Source organism: Oceanibium sediminis (assembly GCF_003265325.1).
GTDB classification, from domain to species: Bacteria; Pseudomonadota; Alphaproteobacteria; order Rhodobacterales; family Rhodobacteraceae; genus Halovulum; species Halovulum sediminis.
On sequence record NZ_QGNX01000007.1, the window covers coordinates 23,943 to 41,029 of the forward strand.

Sequence of the window (17,087 nt, forward strand, 5' to 3'; positions counted from 1 at the left end):
CCCCCGCCACAAGGGCGGAGGCGTGGCCCGCGGCATTCCTGCCGTCCTGAGCGTGGCCTGCGCCTTTGCCCTGTGGGAAATCTATGTCCGCCTGTCGGGAATTTCCCCGCTGGTGCTGCCCGCCCCGTCGCGGGTCGTCGAGCAGATGGTGTTGAACCGCAGCCTTTTGTGGGACAACACGCTGCCGACGATCAAGGCGACTTTGGCGGGCTTCGCCCTGTCCGTCACCGTGGCCTTCGTCTTTTCCGTCCTGCTCGACTTCCGCCCCCGCCTGCGCCGCGCCCTCTTTCCGATATTCGTGGTCAGCCAGACGCTGCCGCTGGTCGCGATCGCGCCGCTTGTCGTGCTGTGGTTCGGCTTCGACCTGGCGCCCAAGGTCCTGCTGGTCGCGCTTGTCACCTTCTTTCCGATGCTGGTTTCGCTGGTTGACGGCTACGAGTCGACCGACCCGGAAATCGAGGCCCTGCTCTTTTCCATGGGCGCCTCGCGCGGGGTGGTGTTCCGCTCTGCCCGGCTGCCTTCGGCGATGCCGTACTTCTTTGCCGGGCTGCGGATTTCCATCACCTATGCGGTGGTGGCAGCGATCTTCGCCGAATACGTGGGCGCGCGCGCGGGCCTCGGCATCGTGATCCTGAACGCCAAGAACAGCTTCCGGCCCGACCTGATGCTGGCCGCGGTCGTCATCAGTTCGGCCCTGACGCTGGTACTTTTCGCGCTGACCGCGCTACTGCAACGCGTGGCCCTGCGCTGGCGCGATTTCGGGGACCAGCGATGAGCATGCTGAGCATGAAGGGCGTCAGCCTGGCGCTGGAAGGTACGCGCGTGCTCGACGATATCGCGCTGCACGTCGGCGCGGGGGAGTTCGTGTCGATCCTCGGCCCGTCCGGTGCGGGGAAGTCGACGATCCTGCGACTTCTGACGGGCGCGCTTCGCCCCGATCAGGGCGTCATCACCTGCGGCGGCGCGCCGCTCGACCCCAGGGATCACGGCTTTGCCTTCATGCCGCAGCGCGATGCGCTGATGCCCTGGCGGCGGATCATCGACAACGCGACCCTCGGGCTGGAGGTCCAGGGCGTCCCCCGACGGGAGGCGCGCGCCCGCGTTCTTCCCCTGCTGGAGGCTTTCGGGCTGAGCGGTTTCGAGGGGCACTACCCCGCACAACTGTCAGGGGGCATGCGCCAGCGGGCCGCGCTGCTGCGCACCGTGGCGCAGAACCGCTCGATGCTGCTGCTGGATGAGCCCTTCGGCGCGCTCGATGCGCTGACCCGCACCCGGATGCAGCGCTGGTTCGAGGAACGCTGGCGCGAGGGGCGCTGGTCGACGCTGCTGGTCACCCATGACATCCGCGAGGCGGTGGCCCTGTCGGATCGCATCTACGTGCTGTCACGCCGCCCAGCGCGGGTGATCGCGGAACGCGCCGTTCCCATGGCGCGCCCCCGCCTGGGGCGCCCGGCAACGGCCAAGGCCCATGCGCTGGAAGCCGAGCTTCTCGATATTCTTCTCACCCAAACCGGAGATTCACCGTGAAACACCTGACAACCGTCGCCTTCCTCTGCGCCGCGCTGCCCGCGATGGCAGAGGACAGCCTGAGCGTCGCGCTCGACTGGACGCCCAACACCAATCACGTCGGCCTTTATGTCGCCCAGGCGAAGGGCTGGTTCGAAGAAGCCGGGCTGACGGTGGAGATCCTGCCCTACACTGACACCTCCTCCGGCACGCTGGTGGCTTCCGGCGTTGCGGAGTTCGGCATCCTCAGCGCCATCGGCTTCCACTCGCAGCGGGCCGCGGGGGCAGACATGACCGCGGTCATGGCTGTCGTGCAGCATGAAACCGGGCGGCTTGTCTTCAACGGCGAGCGCACGGATATCCAGCGCCCGGCCGACCTGGACGGGATGACCTACGCCGGGTTCGGCAGCGCGTGGGAAAACGCCCTGATCTCATCCATCATCCGCAACGATGGCGGCGAGGGCAGCTTCGAGACGGTCACGCTCGGCACGTCGGCTTACGAGGCGCTGGCCAACGGCAGCGTCGACTTCACGCTGGAGGTGAGCACCTGGGAAGGCGTGAACTCGGTCCTGTTGGAGCGTCCGCAACGCGCCTTCCGCTATGCCGATTACGGCGTGCCCGACCAGCACACGACCTTCCTCGGGGCCAACGGGTCCTGGCTCGACGCGAACCCCGAGCTTGCGGCCAGCTTCGTCCAGGCGGCCCAGCGCGGCTATCGCTTCGCGGTGGAAAACCCGCAGGCAGCGGCGGATATCCTGATCGCGGAAACCGCCGGAATGCTGTCCAATCCCAAGCTGGTCCGCGCGTCTATGGATGCGCTGATCGAAGGGGGGTATTTCCAGGATCCAGGCGAGCCCGTCGGGCTGATCGATGCCGATATGATCGGGGATATCACCGAGTTCCTGTTCACGGCGAAGGTCCTGCGCGGTGAGGATGGTCACCCGCTGGCGAACAAGCCCGATGTCTCGGGATGGTTCACGAACCAGTACCTGCTGCGCTGAGGTTGTTCCTGCCTCGCGCCAGGCGGCGCTTTGGCTGAAGCCCCCGCCGCCGCGTCACGCCGGGAACCGGCGAGCGGGCGGGACATGTGGTTGGCCGGGGCCCCGAAGGGCCCCGGCCGGGAAGACAGTTACTGCCAGGACTTGATCAGCTCATCATAAGCGATCGTCTCGGGCTCTTCGTCCTCGTTCTCCAGCTTGGGATAGGGCGCGCCGGGCTGCTCGAGCCAGTAGGACGGGTCCTGCTCCTCGTTCATGACCGGGCCGATATCGCCCTGGATGCCCGCACGTTCCAGCCGTTCGAGCACACGCTCCTGGTCGGCGCAGAGGCTGTCCAGCGCTTCCTGCACGGTCTTGGCGCCGGACATGGCGTCACCGATATTCTGCCACCAGAGCTGAGCCAGCTTCGGGTAATCCGGAATGTTGGTTCCGGTCGGCGACCATGCCACCCGCGCCGGCGAGCGGTAGAACTCGACCAGGCCGCCCAGCTTGTTGGAACGCTCGGTGAAGCTTTCGTGCTGGATCGTGGATTCGCGGATGAAGGTCAGACCCTCATGGGCCTTCTTGACGTCCACGGTCTTGGAGGTGACGAACTGGGCATAAAGCCAAGCCGCCTTGGCCCGGTCCACCGGGGTGGATTTCATCAGCGTCCAGGAGCCCACGTCCTGGTAGCCGACCTTCTGGCCTTCTTTCCAGTAGACACCGTGGGGCGAGGGCGCCATCCGCCATTTCGGCGTGCCGTCCTCGTTCATCACCGGCAGGTCAGGAAGGACCGACGCGGCGGTGAACGCGGTGTACCAGAACATCTGCTGGGCGATATTGCCCTGCGCCGGGATCGCGCCGGCCTCCGAGAAGGTCATGCCGGCCGCTGCGGGGGGCGTGTACTTCTCAAGCCACTCTATCGCCTTGGTCACGGCATAGACGGCCGCAGGCGCATTGGTCGCGCCGCCCCGTGCAACGCAGGAGCCCACGGGCTGCGAGTTCTCGTTCACGCGGACGCCCCACTCGTCGACCGGCAGGCCGTTCGGCTCACCCACGTCGCCCATGCCGGCCATCGACATCCACGCATCGGTGTAACGCCAGCCGAGGGACGGGTCCTTCTTGCCGTAGTCCATGTTGCCGAAGACTTCGCCCTCGACGCCAAGGCGGCTCAGGTCGCGGCCGGTGAAGAACTCCGCGATATCCTCGTAGGCCGACCAGTTGACCGGCACCCCGAGATCGTAGCCATAGGCCTCCTTGAAATCGGCTTTGTTCTGCTCGTCGTTGAACCAGTCGTAGCGGAACCAGTAGAGGTTGGCGAACTGCTGGTCGGGCAGCTGGTAAAGCTTGCCGTCGGGCGCCGTGGTGAACTGGGTGCCGATGAAGTCATCGATGTCGAGGCCCGGATTGGTGACATCCGCGCCCTCGCCCGCCATCCAGTCGGTCAGGTTGCGCACCTGCTGGTAGCGCCAGTGCGTGCCGATCAGGTCGCTGTCGTTAATGTAGGCGTCATAGATGTTCTCGCCCGACTGCATCTGGGTCTGCAGCTTTTCAACGACGTCGCCTTCGCCGATCAGGTCATGCGTCACCTGGATGCCGGTGATCGCGGTGAAGGCCGGGGCAAGAACCTGGCTTTCGTAGCTGTGCGTATCGATGGTTTCGGAAACGACCTTGATTTCGAGTTCGGTGAACGGCGCGGCGGCATCGATGAACCACTGCAGCTCCGCTTCCTGCTCAGCGCGGGTCAGCGATGAAAGATCGCCGATCTCGCTATCCAGGAACTCGATGGCCTCCTCCATCCCGGCCATGGCCGGTCCGGTCAGCAGGCCAAGGGCAAGTGCCAAGGCTGTTGTTGATCTTAAAGAAAAGTTCATAGGATCCTCCCATTAATTTGAACTTTCATTGGTAGTCACGAAGGCGCCCTCGGCTCTGCTATGTCTTATCTGGGCGCCATCGTTTTTCTGCCTCTCCTCACACCCAGCGGAACACCGCTGCGGCGTAAAGAAGGCATACGATCAGCGCGAAGGGTTGGTTCGCGCCGACCAATCCAAGCCAGGCCAGGTTGATGAAGGCCGAGCCGAGAAGGGTAATGAAAAGACGATCGCCGCGCGTCGTCTCGATTCTCAGAATGCCGGTGCGCGGCGTTTCCGGGAACCTGATCGCCAGGACCGTGAAAACGATCAGCGTGCAGGCGATAACCCCGAAGAAGATCGCCGTCGGCCATGTCCATGCCATCCAGTCCATCGGTACTCTCCTCTTTCCGAGTTACACGCGCCCGAGGGCAAAGCCCTTGGCGATGTAGTTGCGCACGAAGTAGATCACGAGCGCGCCGGGCACGATCGTCAGCACGCCAGCCGCCGCCAGCACGCCCCAGTCGATCCCCGCGGCACCTTGTGTCCGGGTCATGATCGCCGCGATCGGCTTGGCGTCGACCGTGGTCAGCGTCCGCGACAGCAGCAATTCGACCCATGAGAACATGAAGCAGAAGAACGCGGCCACACCGATTCCGCTGGCGATGAGCGGCATGAAGATCTTCACGAAGAACTTCCCGAAGCTGTAGCCGTCGATATAGGCCGTCTCGTCTATCTCCTTCGGCACGCCGCGCATGAACCCCTCCAGGATCCAGACCGCGAGCGGCACGTTGAACAGGCAGTGCGCCAGCGCCACGGCGATGTGGGTGTCGAACAGGCCGACAGAGGAATAGAGCTGGAAGAACGGCAGCGCGAAAACCGCCGGTGGCGCCATGCGGTTGGTCAGCAGCCAGAAGAACAGGTGCTTGTCGCCCATGAAGTGATACCGGCTGAAGGCATAGGCCGCCGGCAGCGCCACCGTCAGCGAGATCACCGTGTTCATCACCACGTAGATCAGCGAGTTCACGTAGCCCATGTACCAGGCCGGGTCGCTGAAGATGGTGGCGTAGTTGGCAAAGGTCAGGTCGCGCGGCCACAGGGTGAAGGTGTTCAGGATCTCGGTGTTGGTCTTCAGGCTCATGTTCAGCAGCCAGTAGATCGGCAGCAACATGAACAAGAGGTAGAGCGTCATCACCACCGCCGAGCCCGAGGGCCGCATGCGCTTCCGGCTCGCGCTGCGCACGATGGTGAACTTGTCGGAACCCGTTTCTGCCACGGTGTCGGTCAGGGTCGTGTCGGACATCATGCACCATCCCTTTTGTCGAGGTTGGTCATCACGGTGTAGAACACCCAGCTGATGAGCAGGATCACGAGGAAGTACATGATCGAGAACGCCGCTGCCGGGCCCAGGTCGAACTGCCCGAGGGCCATTTTCACGAGGTCGATCGACAGCATCGTCGTGGCGTTGCCGGGGCCGCCGCCGGTGACGACGAAAGGCTCGGTATAGATCATGAAACTGTCCATGAACCGCAGCAGGATCGCGATCATCAGGACGCCCATCATCTTGGGCAGCTCGATGTAGCGGAACACCTTCCAGCGGCTCGCCTGGTCGATCTTCGCGGCCTGGTAATAGGCGTCGGGGATCGACTTCAGCCCCGCATAGGCCAGCAGCGCCACCAGCGACGTCCAGTGCCAGACGTCCATCACGACGATGGTCAGCCAGGCCGCAAGCGGGTCCTGCGTGTAGTTGTAGGAAATCCCCATGCCGTCGAGCGTGTAGCCCAGCAGGCCGATGTCGACCCGGCCGAAGATCTGCCAGATCGTGCCGACCACGTTCCAGGGGATCAGCAGCGGCAGCGACATCAGGACAAGGCATACCGACGCCCAGAAGCCGCTTTTCGGCATGTTGAGCGCGACGAATATGCCAAGCGGGATCTCGATCGCAAGGATCACGGCAGAGAACACCGCCTGGCGTCCGAGCGCGTTCCACATGCGATCGGATTCGAGCATTTCCTTGAACCATTCCAGGCCCGCCCAGAAGAACTCGTTGTTCCCGAAGGTGTCCTGAACAGAGTAGTTGACCACCGTCATCAGCGGGATCACCGCCGAGAACGCGACCAGGACCAGCACCGGCAGAACCAGGAACCATGCCTTTTGATTGACGGTCTTGTTCATCACGCGGCCTCCCCTGCGACGCGCCAGTCGTTGACGTAGACATTCAGCTGCGCCGCATCGAAGGTGACGCGGTTCATGTCGGCGCTGATGTGCTCGTCTTCATCGGCGATGATGTTGATGTCATGCCCGAACAACTCGGCGCGGATGATCTTGTGGCGACCGACATCCTCGACCCGGCGCACCGTGACCGGCATCCCTTCGGACTGCGACAGGTGCAGGAATTCGGGCCGTATGCCGATTTCCACCTTGCCGCTCAGCGCGTCATAGCCGCGCGACAGCTTCAGTTCGGTCCCCTCGATACTGGCGGTGGTGCCTTCGACCCGGGCGGGAATGACGTTCATCCCCGGAGAGCCGATAAAGTAGCCCACGAAGGTATGCTCGGGCACCTCGAACAGCTCGTCGGGCGTGCCGATCTGCACGACGCGGCCGTCGTACATGACCACCACCTTGTCGGCGAAGGTCAGCGCCTCCGTCTGGTCGTGGGTCACGTAGATCATCGTATGCCCGAAGTCGGCGTGCAGCTTCTTGAGCTGGGTCCTCAACTCCCACTTCATGTGCGGGTCGATCACGGTCAGCGGTTCGTCGAACAGCAGCGCGTTCACGTCCTTGCGCACCATCCCCCGCCCGAGCGAGATCTTCTGCTTCGCATCCGCCGTCAGCCCGCGCGCCTTGCGATCGAGCATATGTTCCATGCCGATCATCCGGCCGATTTCCTGCACCCTTTCGGCCACGTAGGACTCGTCCCGGCCACGGTTGCGCAGCGGGAAGGCCAGGTTGTCGCGCACGGTCATCGTGTCGTAGACGACCGGAAACTGGAACACCTGCGCGATGTTGCGTTCCGCGGTCGGCGCATCGGTCACGTCGCGACCGTCGAACAGGATGCGTCCCTGCGACGGACGCAACAGCCCCGAGATGATGTTGAGCAAGGTGGACTTGCCGCAGCCCGACGAGCCGAGCAGCGCATAGGCCGCGCCGTCCTGCCAGTCGTGGTTCATTTCCTTCAGCGCGAAGTCATCCTCGGACTTCGGGTTGGGAAGGTAGGAATGCGCGAGGTTGTCGAGCGTGATCTTAGCCATGTGTCCCTCCTCCTCAGGCTGCCAGCGCGTAGGCCGCGGGCGCGACGAGCCTGCCGTCTTCGCCGAAAATGTATACGTGGCGCGGGTCCAGCCAGACATCGAGCCGGGCATCGCGTTGCAAGTCGTGCACCCCGTGGATCAACCCCACCCACCGCTCGCCGAGGTGGTCGAGATGGACGAAGGTTTCCGAGCCGGTCAGCTCGGTCACCGACAGGGTGGTCGTGAACCGGATGGCATCCGCCGAGTGCTGGCTGATTTCCAGGTGGTTCGGGCGGAACCCGGCGGTGTAGCGCCCATCCGAAAGCGCGGCGATCTGGCCCGAGGCCGCGGTGCTCAGCCCATCGCCGAACAGCAGCCTGTCCCCCTGCTTCCTCACCTCGAGGAAGTTCATCGGAGGGTCCGAGAAGACGCGCGCCGTGGTCGCATCCACCGGCTGGCGGTACACCTGCGGCGTCAGCCCGAACTGCGTGATCTTGCCTTCCCAGAGCGTGGCTGTGTACCCGCCGAGCAGAAGCGCCTCCTCCGGCTCGGTGGTGGCGTAGACGAAGATGGAGCCGGACGCCTCGAAGATCTTCGGGATCTCGACCCGCATTTCCTCGCGCAGCTTGTAGTCGAGGTTGGCCAGCGGCTCATCCAGAAGCACGAGCCCGGCATTCTTGACCAACGCGCGCGCCAGGGCGCAGCGCTGCTGTTGGCCGCCGGACAGTTCCAGCGGCTTGCGGTCCAGAAACGGGGTCAGCTTCATCATTTCAGCGCTTTCGCGCACCCGGCGATCGACTTCCTTGCCGTCCGCCCCAAGAAGGCGCATCGGCGAGGCGATGTTGTCATAAACGCTCATCGACGGGTAGTTGATGAACTGCTGGTAGACCATGGCTACCTTCCGGTCCTGCACACGCATGCCGGTCACGTCGTTGCCTTCCCAAAAGATGCGGCCCGTGTTGGGCGCATCCAGCCCGGCCATCAGCCGCATCAGGGACGTCTTGCCCGACTGGGTCGGCCCGAGCAGGACGTTCATCGTGCCGTTTTCCAACGTCAGGTCGGTCGGGTAGATATGCACCTGCCCTTCGATCGATTTCGATACGCCCTTGAATTCCAGCGTCATCGGGGTGTCCTCCTCATTCCGCCGCGGCGGCGGTGGATTTGCCTCGCGTGGCCATCCACTTGTTCAGTTCGCTGACTTCGTCCTCGCCCAGCCGCAGGCCCAGCTTGTTGCGGCGCCAGACGACATCTTCGGCCGTGCGGGCGAATTCCTTGTCCATCAGCCAGACGACCTCTCTTTCGGTAAGTGTCGCGCCGAACGCGCGGCCCAGGTCCGCCTCAGCCGCTGCGTCGCCCAGGACCGCCCCGGCCTCGGTACCATAGGCCCGCGCGAGGCGGCGCGCCCAGACATCGGTCAAGAAGCCGAAACGCGCCTTCAGGTCGGCAACCAACGCCTCGAACCCGTCGACCGGGAAATCGCCCCCCGGTAGCGGCGCATCGGCCGTCCATGGGCCCTTCTGCAAGGGCAGGTAGGCGCCGATCTTCTCCAACGCACTTTCCGCGAGGCGGCGATAGGTCGTGATCTTGCCACCGAAGACGTTCAGGATCGGCGCGCCGCCCGCGTCATCCACCTTCAGCGTGTAGTCCCGCGTCGCGGCGGTCGCGCTGCTGGCCCCGTCGTCGTAAAGTGGGCGCACCCCGGAATAGGTCCACACGATATCATCTTCGGCAATCGCCGTCTCGAAATACTGATTGGCGAAGTCGAGCAGGTAGCGCCGCTCTTCGGGCGTACAGTACGGCTTGTTCGCCGGGTCGTCATGCTCGGCGTCGGTGGTCCCGATCAGGGTGAAGTCGGTCTCATAGGGAATGGCGAATATGATCCGGCCATCCCGTCCCTGGAAGAAGTAGCACTTGTCGTGATCGTAGAGCCGGCGCGTCACGATATGCGAGCCGCGGACTAGCCGGACCCCTTCGCTCGTGTTGGTGCGCACCTTGTGCTGCAGGATGTCCCCCGCCCAAGGCCCGCCCGCGTTGACCAGCATCCGCGCCTGGAAGCTCGCCGCCTCGCCGGTGTCCGCATCCCGCGTCTCGATCCGCCAGAGATCCCCGTCACGCGTCGCCGACAGCACCTCGGTCCGGGTCATGACCCTGGCGCCGCGCGCCTCGGCATCGCGGGCATTCAGCACGACGAGGCGCGCATCCTCGACCCAGCAATCGGAGTATTCGAAGGCTTTCTCGAAGCGCTTCTGCAAGGGCGCGCCCAGTGCCGTGCCAGCCAGCGAGACCGTCTTCGTGCCGGGCAGGATCTTTCGCCCGCCAAGGTTGTCGTACATGAACAGGCCAAGCCGGATCAGCCATGCGGGGCGGCGGCCCTTCATCCAGGGCATCACCGCGCCCAGCAACCGCGATGTCGGCGTTTCGGCATCGAAACGCATATCGGGGTGATAGGGCAGCACGAAGCGCATGGGCCAACTGATATGCGGCATGGATTTCAGCAGAACCTCCCGTTCGATCAGGGCCTCGCGGACAAGCCGGAACTCGAAATACTCAAGGTAGCGCAACCCGCCGTGAAACAGCTTGGTCGAAGACGACGACGTCGCCGAGGCAAGGTCGTACATCTCGGCCAGGACGACGGACAAACCACGCCCGGCCGCATCCCGGGCGATGCCGCACCCGTTGATGCCGCCACCGATAATGAACAGATCGACCGTCCTTGCGACCTCGGCTTGCACCAGCTGATTCCCCCCATCAATCCGAACATGTGCACAGAAAAGATGACGCAATACGAAAATTATCGCAAGTTTCTTCATTCGTTTTTGCGCGATTATCGGTAAGTAATTACTATTAAAGAAAATTATCTATTTCATACCGCGCCCCCGGCAGGATATCTTCGGCCGAGGGCAAATCCCGGCGATGGAAAATCGCGGATTCGACGGAAACGATGCCGGACTCGCAGCGCTGAGCCGCGAACCCGGCCAAGAGAAAAGAAAGTGAAAACCATGCCACAGGCCTTTCGGCACCCCGAAATCCTGGATATCGCGCGCCGCGACGGCAAGGTGACGGTAGAGGGGCTGGCCGCCCACTTCGGCGTGACACGTCAGACCATCCGCCGCGATCTCAGCGACCTGGCCGAGAGCGGAAAGCTCGAACGCGTCCACGGCGGGGCGGTCCTGACCTCCGCCGTGTCGAACATCGGTTACGAGGAACGCCGCGCCCTGAACGCCGATGCGAAACAGTTGATCGCAAGGGCCTGCGCCGAGGAGATCCCCGAGGACACATCGCTGTTCCTGAACATCGGCACCAGCACCGAGGCGGTCGCCCACGAGCTTTTGCAGCATCGCAACATGCTGGTCGTGACCAACAACATCAACGTACCGCGGATCCTGGTGGACAACCCGGATTGCACGATCGTGGTGGCGGGCGGCCAGTTGCGTCGCGCGGATGGCGGCCTGGTAGGGAAACTGACAATCGAGGCGGTCAGCCAGTTCAAGTTCAACACCGCGGTCATCGGCTGCTCCGCGCTGGATGAAGATGGCGACATGCTGGATTTCGACGTGCAGGAGGTGAACGTCAGCCAGACGATCATCAAGCAGTCCCGCAAGGTCTTCCTCGTGGTGGACCATTCGAAGTTCAACCGCTCGGCCCCGCTGCGGATCAGCTCATTGTCCGAGGTCGACACCGTGTTCACCGACCGACCCTTCGCCCCCCCGCTCGCCGCGCGCTGCCGCGAGTGGGGCGTCAAGGTCGTGGTCGTCAAACAGCCGCCCCGGCCGTAGGGTCGCCCTACGGCAGGCGGGTCGTGCCCTGCCCGATATCGTTGGTGTAGTCGGCGCCGAACTGGCCCAGGATCGCCCGCGCCGTGGCGGCGTTGTGCTGTGAGAGCCTGTCGGCGAGGTCGAAGCGTGCCCGGACGCGCAGCGCCGCCATGATGCCCTCATGCTCGGCCAGAGAGGCGGCGATACGCTCTGGATTGTGGTTGATCGCATGCCGCGCGCGGCACACCTGCGACTGGAGCGACGCGTAGATCTGCTGCACCTGCCCGTTGCGGGCGGCCGCGGCGATGCGATTGTGAAACGCCGCGTTCAGATCGGTATAGGCCACGGTATCCTGCGCGTTGGCGGCGGTGCAAAGATCCGCGTGTATCGCCTCCAGCGCGGTCAGGTCGGCGTCGTCGGCCCGCTCGGCGGCAGCAAGGCCGATGAACCGCTCCAACGCTTCCTTCGCCTCGAACACCTCTGCAAGGACGGGCGGCTCAAGCGGCGCGACCACCGCCCCACGGTTCGGCAGAAGGGTCACCAGCCCCTCGTTCGCCAGGGCTTTCAACGCCTCCCGCAGGGGCGTGCGCGAGACGGCGAAGCGCTGACACAGGGCCGTCTCGGGCACCTTCGCACCATCCGCCAGTTCCCCACGCACGATGATGTCGCGAATGCCTGCCACAAGGCGCGCGTGCAGGCTTTCGACCTGTCCATCGGCAGGGCCGCTTGCCTGTTGCTCCATCATGACTCGTCCGCCTGTTCAGCGGATACCCGGTCGCCGTCGACGCGGAAAAGCGGTTCCGAACGGTGGCGAGAGCCCCCTTGCCGGACAACGGAAACGTCAAAAGGACGAGTCCTCGAAATCATCGATTTTGCGTTCATTTTGATTCGACTCACTTGGATGACGTAGCGCCACATGGACCAGATTCCCCGGTTCAGAAAGCCCCTTCTCGCGGCATGGCACACGAGAACCAACAGCGACGGACCGCCCGAAATACCGGCAATTCACTCAATTCTTGCCGTTCAAATAACCATATAGCGCTGATTCTGAGTACCGCTACCCTATATCCGGGGGCATCGCCTCCAGAATGCAGACAGACTGCAGACAGACTGCAAAAAAACCGGCACCCACGCAGGAACAGGGTTCCCAGATTGTTAATCTTGGCGCATTCTCAAATAATGAATGCAAAATTAGGATGGCTGTTATGTTGAAAACTGCACTTCTGGCGGGGGCTGCCGCGCTCCTCGCCGCTTCCGCTACTTTTGCCCAGACGCCGCTTCGCGTGGCCGGCAACTTTTCCCAGAACCAGAAACACGTCAGCATCGAGAGCGCGTTCTTCGACACGCTTGGCACGCAGTCCGGCGTCGAACTGGCCGTGAACTACAACCCGATGGACGTGGTGGGCGTGCAGGCGCCCGACGCGTTCCGCATGCTGCGCTCGGGGACGTTCGACGTGATGTCGGTGCAGATCGGCATGGCCTCGCGCGACGATCCCTTCTTCGAGGGGCTCGACCTGATCGGCGTCTCGACGGACATGGATGCGCTGCGCGAATCCGTGGCCGCCTACCGCGAAGCCTTCGACGCCCGGCTGCAGGAGCGCTTCAACGCCAAGGTCCTGACGCTTTGGCCGTTCGGCCCGCAGGTGTTCTTCTGCAACGCGGAAATCGCCTCGCTGGATGACCTTGCGGGCCTGCGCATCCGATCGTTCACCCCGTCCATGTCGGCGATGATCGAGCATTTCGGCGCGACCCCGGTGACGCTACAATTCTCCGAGGTTTACCCGGCATTGCAGCGCGGCGTGGTGTCCTGCGGCGTGACCTCGCCCACCTCGGCCAATACCGGCAACTGGCCGGAGGTCACGACGCACCTGCTGCCGCTGGCGGTATCGGGCTCCGTGCAGGGACACCTGATCAACCTGGACGCCTGGAACCGCTTCTCCGCCGAGGAGCAGGCGGCCCTTGAGGCAAGCTTCGCCGAGCTTGAGGCGCAGCTTTGGGACCTCGCGCTCAGCGCGAACGGCGATGCCGTGGCCTGCAGCACCGGCTCGGACGCATGCACCAGCCACAAGCCCTTCTCCATGACCCTTGTCGAGATCAGCGACGAAGACCGGGCCGCCATCGCGAACGTGGCGGAAACGGTGGTCCTGCCGATCTGGCGCGACACCTGCAACGCGGTCGATCCGACCTGCACCCAGACCTGGAACGAGACCGTCGGCGCCGCGCGCGGCCTGACGATCCGCTGATCGCAACCTTCCCGCGCCGTCACGACCGGCGGCGCGGGACACGAATTGGAGAATTGTCACGATGGATGACAATCCACTAGAGCGCATCGCTGGCCCGGTGGTGCGCTTCGCGGCCCTCCTCGGGGGGTATGCGATCCTGGGCGTCGCGATTTTCGTCAGCCTTGAGGTGGTCTTGCGGCGTACTGTCGGGATCTCGCTGCAGGGTGCGGATGAATTCGGCGGCTATGCCCTGGCAGGCGCGGCGGCGTTCGGCTTTGCCTACACGCTGCTGCTGCGCGGCCACACGCGGATCGAACTGGTGCTCGAGTTGCTGCCGCGCCGGATCGCGGGTTTCTTCGACGTGCTCGCTATGGTGGCAATCGCGGCGATGGCCGTGTTCCTGGCCTGGCGCGGCTGGTCGGTGATGATGGAAAGCGTCGAGTTCAAATCGCTCTCGGGCACGCCCAGCCAGACACCGCTGTGGAAACCCCAGGCCGTCTGGGTGGCCGGGCTGTGCCTGTTCGCGCTTTATGCCGTGCTGGCCGCACTTCACGCCTTCTGGCTGTGCGTGACAGGCAGCGAAAAGCTGCACCACTGGTACGGGGCGAAATCCCTGGAAGAAGAAATCCTTGAGGAAAAGCAGAGCGTTGCATCGCGCGGCGTCGGGAAGGAAACGGAATGATCGGCGTTGCTGGCGCTATAGGCGGCTTCTTGACGATGCTCGTGCTTATGTTCTCGGGCCTGCCCGTGGCCGTATCGCTGTTCCTGATCGGCGTGCTCGGGGCGACCATCTACCTGGGAATGCCGACGCTGATGGTTTTCGGCGGACAGGCCTGGGGTTCGCTGAACGACTTCGTGCTGACGGCGATCCCTCTGTTCATCCTGCTGGGCGAGCTTCTGGTGCGCTCGGGCGTGACGGACGGGATGTACCGCTCGCTTTCGGACTGGCTGCGGCGGCTGCCTGGCGGCCTGCTGCACTCGAATATCGCGTCCTGCACCCTGTTCGCGGCGGTCAGCGGCTCCTCCGTCGCGACGGCGGCGACCATGGGCACGGTCGCGGCGCCGATCATGAAGGAACGCGGCTATGACGAGCGGATCACCCTCGGCTCCATCGCCGCCGGGGCGACCATCGGCATCCTGATTCCGCCGTCGATCAACATGATCATCTACGGCTCCATGTCCAACACCTCCATCGGGCAGTTGTTCGTGGCGGGGATCATCCCGGGGCTGCTGCTGGCGGGCATGTTCATGGCTTATATCTTCGTCGTGGCCGTGCTGAAGCCCTCCATCGCGGGTGAGCCGATCCCCATCTCGCCCCTGTCGGTGAAGCTGAAGAACCTGCTCGATATCGTGCCGCCGATGCTGATCTTCCTGCTGGTCATGGGCTCGATTTACCTTGGCTGGGCGACGCCGTCGGAATCGGCCGCGCTCGGCGTGATCGGGGCGATGGCGGTCACGATGGCCAAGCGGCGCTTTTCCATCGCAATGCTGCACGAGGCGCTCCTGTCCACCGTGAAGCTGACGGCGATGATCCTGCTCATCATCATCGCGGCGAAGTACCTGAACTTCATCATCGGCATCCTCGGCATCCCGCAGGTGCTGGCGCGGACGATCACCGAGTACGGCGTCGACCAGTTGCAACTGATGCTGATCCTCGTGCTGTTCTACCTGGTGCTCGGCTGCTTCCTCGAAACACTGTCGATGATGATCGCCACCATTCCCATCGTGGTGCCGGTGGTCGTCAGCTTCGGGATAGACCCGGTCTGGTTCGGCGTCTTCCTGGTGGTGATGATGGAGGTCGCGCTGATCACGCCGCCGCTGGGCATGAACCTGTACATCGTTCAGGGCGTGCGGAGTTCCGGGTCGATCCTGGACGTGATGATCGGCGCCCTGCCCTTCGTGGCGATCATGCTGGCGATGGTGATCCTGCTGATCCTGTTCCCCGGTATCGCGCTTTGGCTGCCCGAGCAGATGTTCGACCGGCCACCGCGATGAGCAGCGCAATGCTACTGCGCGCGGCATGGGTGTTGCCCCATGCCGGCGCGCGCCCGCTGCGCGACGGCGCCATCCTGGTCGACGGGGGGCGCATCGCCGCGGTGGGACCGGCGGCAGAGATACCGCCCCCCGACGGGGGCGAGGGCATCGACCTCGGCGCGGCGGTGCTGATCCCCGGCCTCGTCAACGCGCATCAGCATGGCCGGGGGATCAGCCAGTTGCTCATGGGCTATCCCGACAGCGCGCTGGAGCCCTGGATCGCAGGCCGCCGCCGCCATGGTCCGCCCGATATCTACGCAGTCACCCGCCTTGCGGCAGAGGCGATGCTGGCCAACGGCGTCACCGCGACGCTGCACGCGAATTACACCTACGGTTCAGGCGATTACGAGGCGGAACTGCGCGCCGAGATCAGCGCCTATCGCGACGCGGGGCTGCGCGCGACGGTCTGCATCGGGCTGCAGGATCGCGGCGGGCTGGTTTACCCCGACAGCGACCCGGCGGACTTTGTCGCACGCCTGCCGGACCCCGCGCGCGCCCTGGTCACGCGCCCTGCCCCACCCCCCTACATGGCGGACTGGAACTCAAGCGTTGCGCTGATGGACCGCCTGCAAGCCGAGTACGCCGAGGACCCCTGCATCACCATCGCCTGGGGGCCAGCGGGGCCGCAATGGCTCAGCGACGACCTGTGGCGCAACCTTGCCAGGGACGCGGCAGGCCGCAATGCCGGGGTCCATTTCCACTTGCTGGAGTCACCCGCCCAAGCGGCCGCGGCCCGGACACTTTATCCTGAAGGCACGCTTGCCCGCCTGCGAACCCTCGGGGTTTTCGATGCCCGCACCAGTTGCGCCCACGGGGTGAACATGAGCGGGCAGGACATGGCCATCGCCGCCGAGGAAGAGCTGACGGTGGTGCTGAACCCCGGCTCCAACATGCGCCTCTTCAACGGGCCGCCCCCTGTTGCCACGCTCCGCGCCGCCGGGGTTCCCCTGGCGGTCGGAACGGACAACTGCGCGCTGAGCGATGACGAGGATTACCTGCGCGAGCTGCGCCTCGCCGCGCTGCTCGGCCGCTCCGGCGGGGAAGAGGCACCGGCGCGCGAAGCCGCGGCCCTTATGGGCATGGCCACGACAGGCGGGGCGCGCGCACTCTTCCTGCCCGAGGATCACGGGGGGATCGCCCCCGGCGCACCCGCCGACATCACGGCCTTCCGCACCGACGGCTTCGGCGCGGGGCAAGGCATGGCGGCAGATCGTCTGGCCGAAATCCTGCTGGCCCGCGGCACGGGCGCGGACTGCGCCCTGACGATGGTGGCGGGGACCATCCGCTACCTGGCCCGCCCCGGCGACCGGCAACGCCTGGCGGAATGGCAGGATACCGCGATGGCCGGCATAACCGCCCGGGCAGACGCCGCCCCCGCCGAGGCGTTGGTGCAATTACAGACGGCCCTCAGGGCGCACTACGCCGACACTCGCGGGCAGTAGCAGGCCCAACTGAGGCAGCGCTTGGTGGCAGCGCCTTTGCTATGAGAACGCCTCCGCATCCCGGACGGCGA

At 64.6% G+C, this 17,087-nt stretch carries 16 protein-coding genes; 8 read left to right on the plus strand and 8 right to left on the minus strand.

What is annotated here, in order from left to right; genetic code table 11:
* Positions 1 to 22: 22 nt before the first annotated feature.
* The 3 genes from DJ029_RS16725 to DJ029_RS16735 are packed head-to-tail and all read left to right on the plus strand — an operon-like array spanning position 23 to position 2,507.
* Complete coding sequence (locus tag DJ029_RS16725; RefSeq protein WP_232823115.1) at positions 23 to 775, plus strand: ABC transporter permease; 753 nt, start codon at positions 23 to 25, stop codon at positions 773 to 775.
* Entirely contained in the window at positions 772 to 1,527 is a 756-nt protein-coding gene (locus tag DJ029_RS16730) for an ABC transporter ATP-binding protein (RefSeq protein WP_112323651.1), read from the plus strand. The genes DJ029_RS16725 and DJ029_RS16730 overlap by 4 nt, the downstream gene beginning before the upstream one ends.
* Positions 1,524 to 2,507, plus strand: coding sequence for an ABC transporter substrate-binding protein (locus DJ029_RS16735; protein WP_112323652.1), 984 nt, complete (start codon positions 1,524 to 1,526; stop codon positions 2,505 to 2,507). The genes DJ029_RS16730 and DJ029_RS16735 overlap by 4 nt, the downstream gene beginning before the upstream one ends.
* A gap of 128 nt (positions 2,508 to 2,635) precedes the next feature.
* On the opposite strand, the gene DJ029_RS16740 is transcribed toward DJ029_RS16735, so the two are convergent.
* The 7 genes from DJ029_RS16740 to glpD form a co-directional block, all read right to left on the minus strand.
* Positions 2,636 to 4,357, minus strand: a complete 1,722-nt coding sequence (locus DJ029_RS16740) for an ABC transporter substrate-binding protein (protein ID WP_112323653.1) — start codon at positions 4,355 to 4,357, stop codon at positions 2,636 to 2,638.
* Positions 4,358 to 4,454: 97 nt separating this feature from the next.
* The gene (locus DJ029_RS16745; protein ID WP_112323654.1) at positions 4,455 to 4,727 is read right to left on the minus strand and encodes a DUF2160 domain-containing protein; all 273 of its coding nucleotides are present in this window, start codon (positions 4,725 to 4,727) and stop codon (positions 4,455 to 4,457) included.
* 21 nt (positions 4,728 to 4,748) lie between these two features.
* Positions 4,749 to 5,636, minus strand: a complete 888-nt coding sequence (locus DJ029_RS16750) for a carbohydrate ABC transporter permease (protein ID WP_198671183.1) — start codon at positions 5,634 to 5,636, stop codon at positions 4,749 to 4,751.
* Positions 5,636 to 6,508: a carbohydrate ABC transporter permease gene (locus DJ029_RS16755; protein ID WP_112323655.1), complete on the minus strand. Its 873-nt coding sequence runs from the start codon at positions 6,506 to 6,508 to the stop codon at positions 5,636 to 5,638. Before DJ029_RS16755 ends, DJ029_RS16750 begins: the two co-directional genes overlap by 1 nt.
* Positions 6,508 to 7,584, minus strand: coding sequence for an ABC transporter ATP-binding protein (locus tag DJ029_RS16760; RefSeq protein WP_112323656.1), 1,077 nt, complete (start codon positions 7,582 to 7,584; stop codon positions 6,508 to 6,510). Before DJ029_RS16760 ends, DJ029_RS16755 begins: the two co-directional genes overlap by 1 nt.
* 13 nt (positions 7,585 to 7,597) lie before the next feature.
* Complete coding sequence (locus DJ029_RS16765; RefSeq protein ID WP_112323657.1) at positions 7,598 to 8,686, minus strand: ABC transporter ATP-binding protein; 1,089 nt, start codon at positions 8,684 to 8,686, stop codon at positions 7,598 to 7,600.
* A gap of 13 nt (positions 8,687 to 8,699) precedes the next feature.
* The gene (glpD, locus tag DJ029_RS16770) at positions 8,700 to 10,298 is read right to left on the minus strand and encodes a glycerol-3-phosphate dehydrogenase (RefSeq protein WP_370445252.1); all 1,599 of its coding nucleotides are present in this window, start codon (positions 10,296 to 10,298) and stop codon (positions 8,700 to 8,702) included.
* 264 nt (positions 10,299 to 10,562) lie between these two features.
* Between glpD and DJ029_RS16775 the strand changes: the two genes are divergently transcribed.
* Complete coding sequence (locus tag DJ029_RS16775; protein WP_112323659.1) at positions 10,563 to 11,339, plus strand: DeoR/GlpR family DNA-binding transcription regulator; 777 nt, start codon at positions 10,563 to 10,565, stop codon at positions 11,337 to 11,339.
* Positions 11,340 to 11,346: 7 nt separating this feature from the next.
* Here the strand turns inward: DJ029_RS16775 and DJ029_RS16780 are convergent, their stop codons facing one another.
* A complete protein-coding gene (locus tag DJ029_RS16780) occupies positions 11,347 to 12,063 on the minus strand; it encodes a GntR family transcriptional regulator (protein ID WP_232823117.1) in 717 nt (238 codons plus the stop codon).
* A 460-nt stretch (positions 12,064 to 12,523) separates the two neighbouring features.
* Here DJ029_RS16780 and DJ029_RS16785 point away from each other — a divergent pair, with 460 nt between their 5' ends.
* From DJ029_RS16785 to DJ029_RS16800, 4 genes are all read left to right on the plus strand, one after another.
* Positions 12,524 to 13,561: a TRAP transporter substrate-binding protein gene (locus tag DJ029_RS16785; RefSeq protein WP_112323660.1), complete on the plus strand. Its 1,038-nt coding sequence runs from the start codon at positions 12,524 to 12,526 to the stop codon at positions 13,559 to 13,561.
* Positions 13,562 to 13,622: 61 nt separating this feature from the next.
* Positions 13,623 to 14,222, plus strand: coding sequence for a TRAP transporter small permease subunit (locus DJ029_RS16790; RefSeq protein WP_112323661.1), 600 nt, complete (start codon positions 13,623 to 13,625; stop codon positions 14,220 to 14,222).
* Positions 14,219 to 15,535 carry a TRAP transporter large permease gene (locus DJ029_RS16795; RefSeq protein WP_112323662.1) on the plus strand — a complete coding sequence of 439 codons (1,317 nt, stop codon included), beginning with the start codon at positions 14,219 to 14,221 and terminating at the stop codon, positions 15,533 to 15,535. Before DJ029_RS16790 ends, DJ029_RS16795 begins: the two co-directional genes overlap by 4 nt.
* Complete coding sequence (locus DJ029_RS16800; RefSeq protein WP_112323663.1) at positions 15,532 to 17,016, plus strand: amidohydrolase family protein; 1,485 nt, start codon at positions 15,532 to 15,534, stop codon at positions 17,014 to 17,016. The genes DJ029_RS16795 and DJ029_RS16800 overlap by 4 nt, the downstream gene beginning before the upstream one ends.
* Positions 17,017 to 17,087 lie beyond the last annotated feature (71 nt).

Bases quoted from the DNA above. Each gene is read 5' to 3' on its own strand.
- DJ029_RS16730 (WP_112323651.1), top strand. From the start codon at position 772: ATGAGCATGCTGAGCATGAAGGGCGTCAGCCTGGCGCTGGAAGGTACG.
- DJ029_RS16740 (WP_112323653.1), bottom strand. From the start codon at position 4,357: ATGAACTTTTCTTTAAGATCAACAACAGCCTTGGCACTTGCCCTTGGC.
- DJ029_RS16745 (WP_112323654.1), bottom strand. From the start codon at position 4,727: ATGGACTGGATGGCATGGACATGGCCGACGGCGATCTTCTTCGGGGTT.
- DJ029_RS16750 (WP_198671183.1), bottom strand. From the start codon at position 5,636: ATGTCCGACACGACCCTGACCGACACCGTGGCAGAAACGGGTTCCGAC.
- DJ029_RS16755 (WP_112323655.1), bottom strand. From the start codon at position 6,508: ATGAACAAGACCGTCAATCAAAAGGCATGGTTCCTGGTTCTGCCGGTG.
- DJ029_RS16760 (WP_112323656.1), bottom strand. From the start codon at position 7,584: ATGGCTAAGATCACGCTCGACAACCTCGCGCATTCCTACCTTCCCAAC.
- DJ029_RS16765 (WP_112323657.1), bottom strand. From the start codon at position 8,686: ATGACGCTGGAATTCAAGGGCGTATCGAAATCGATCGAAGGGCAGGTG.
- DJ029_RS16775 (WP_112323659.1), top strand. From the start codon at position 10,563: ATGCCACAGGCCTTTCGGCACCCCGAAATCCTGGATATCGCGCGCCGC.
- DJ029_RS16780 (WP_232823117.1), bottom strand. From the start codon at position 12,063: ATGATGGAGCAACAGGCAAGCGGCCCTGCCGATGGACAGGTCGAAAGC.
- DJ029_RS16785 (WP_112323660.1), top strand. From the start codon at position 12,524: ATGTTGAAAACTGCACTTCTGGCGGGGGCTGCCGCGCTCCTCGCCGCT.
- DJ029_RS16790 (WP_112323661.1), top strand. From the start codon at position 13,623: ATGGATGACAATCCACTAGAGCGCATCGCTGGCCCGGTGGTGCGCTTC.
- DJ029_RS16795 (WP_112323662.1), top strand. From the start codon at position 14,219: ATGATCGGCGTTGCTGGCGCTATAGGCGGCTTCTTGACGATGCTCGTG.
- DJ029_RS16800 (WP_112323663.1), top strand. From the start codon at position 15,532: ATGAGCAGCGCAATGCTACTGCGCGCGGCATGGGTGTTGCCCCATGCC.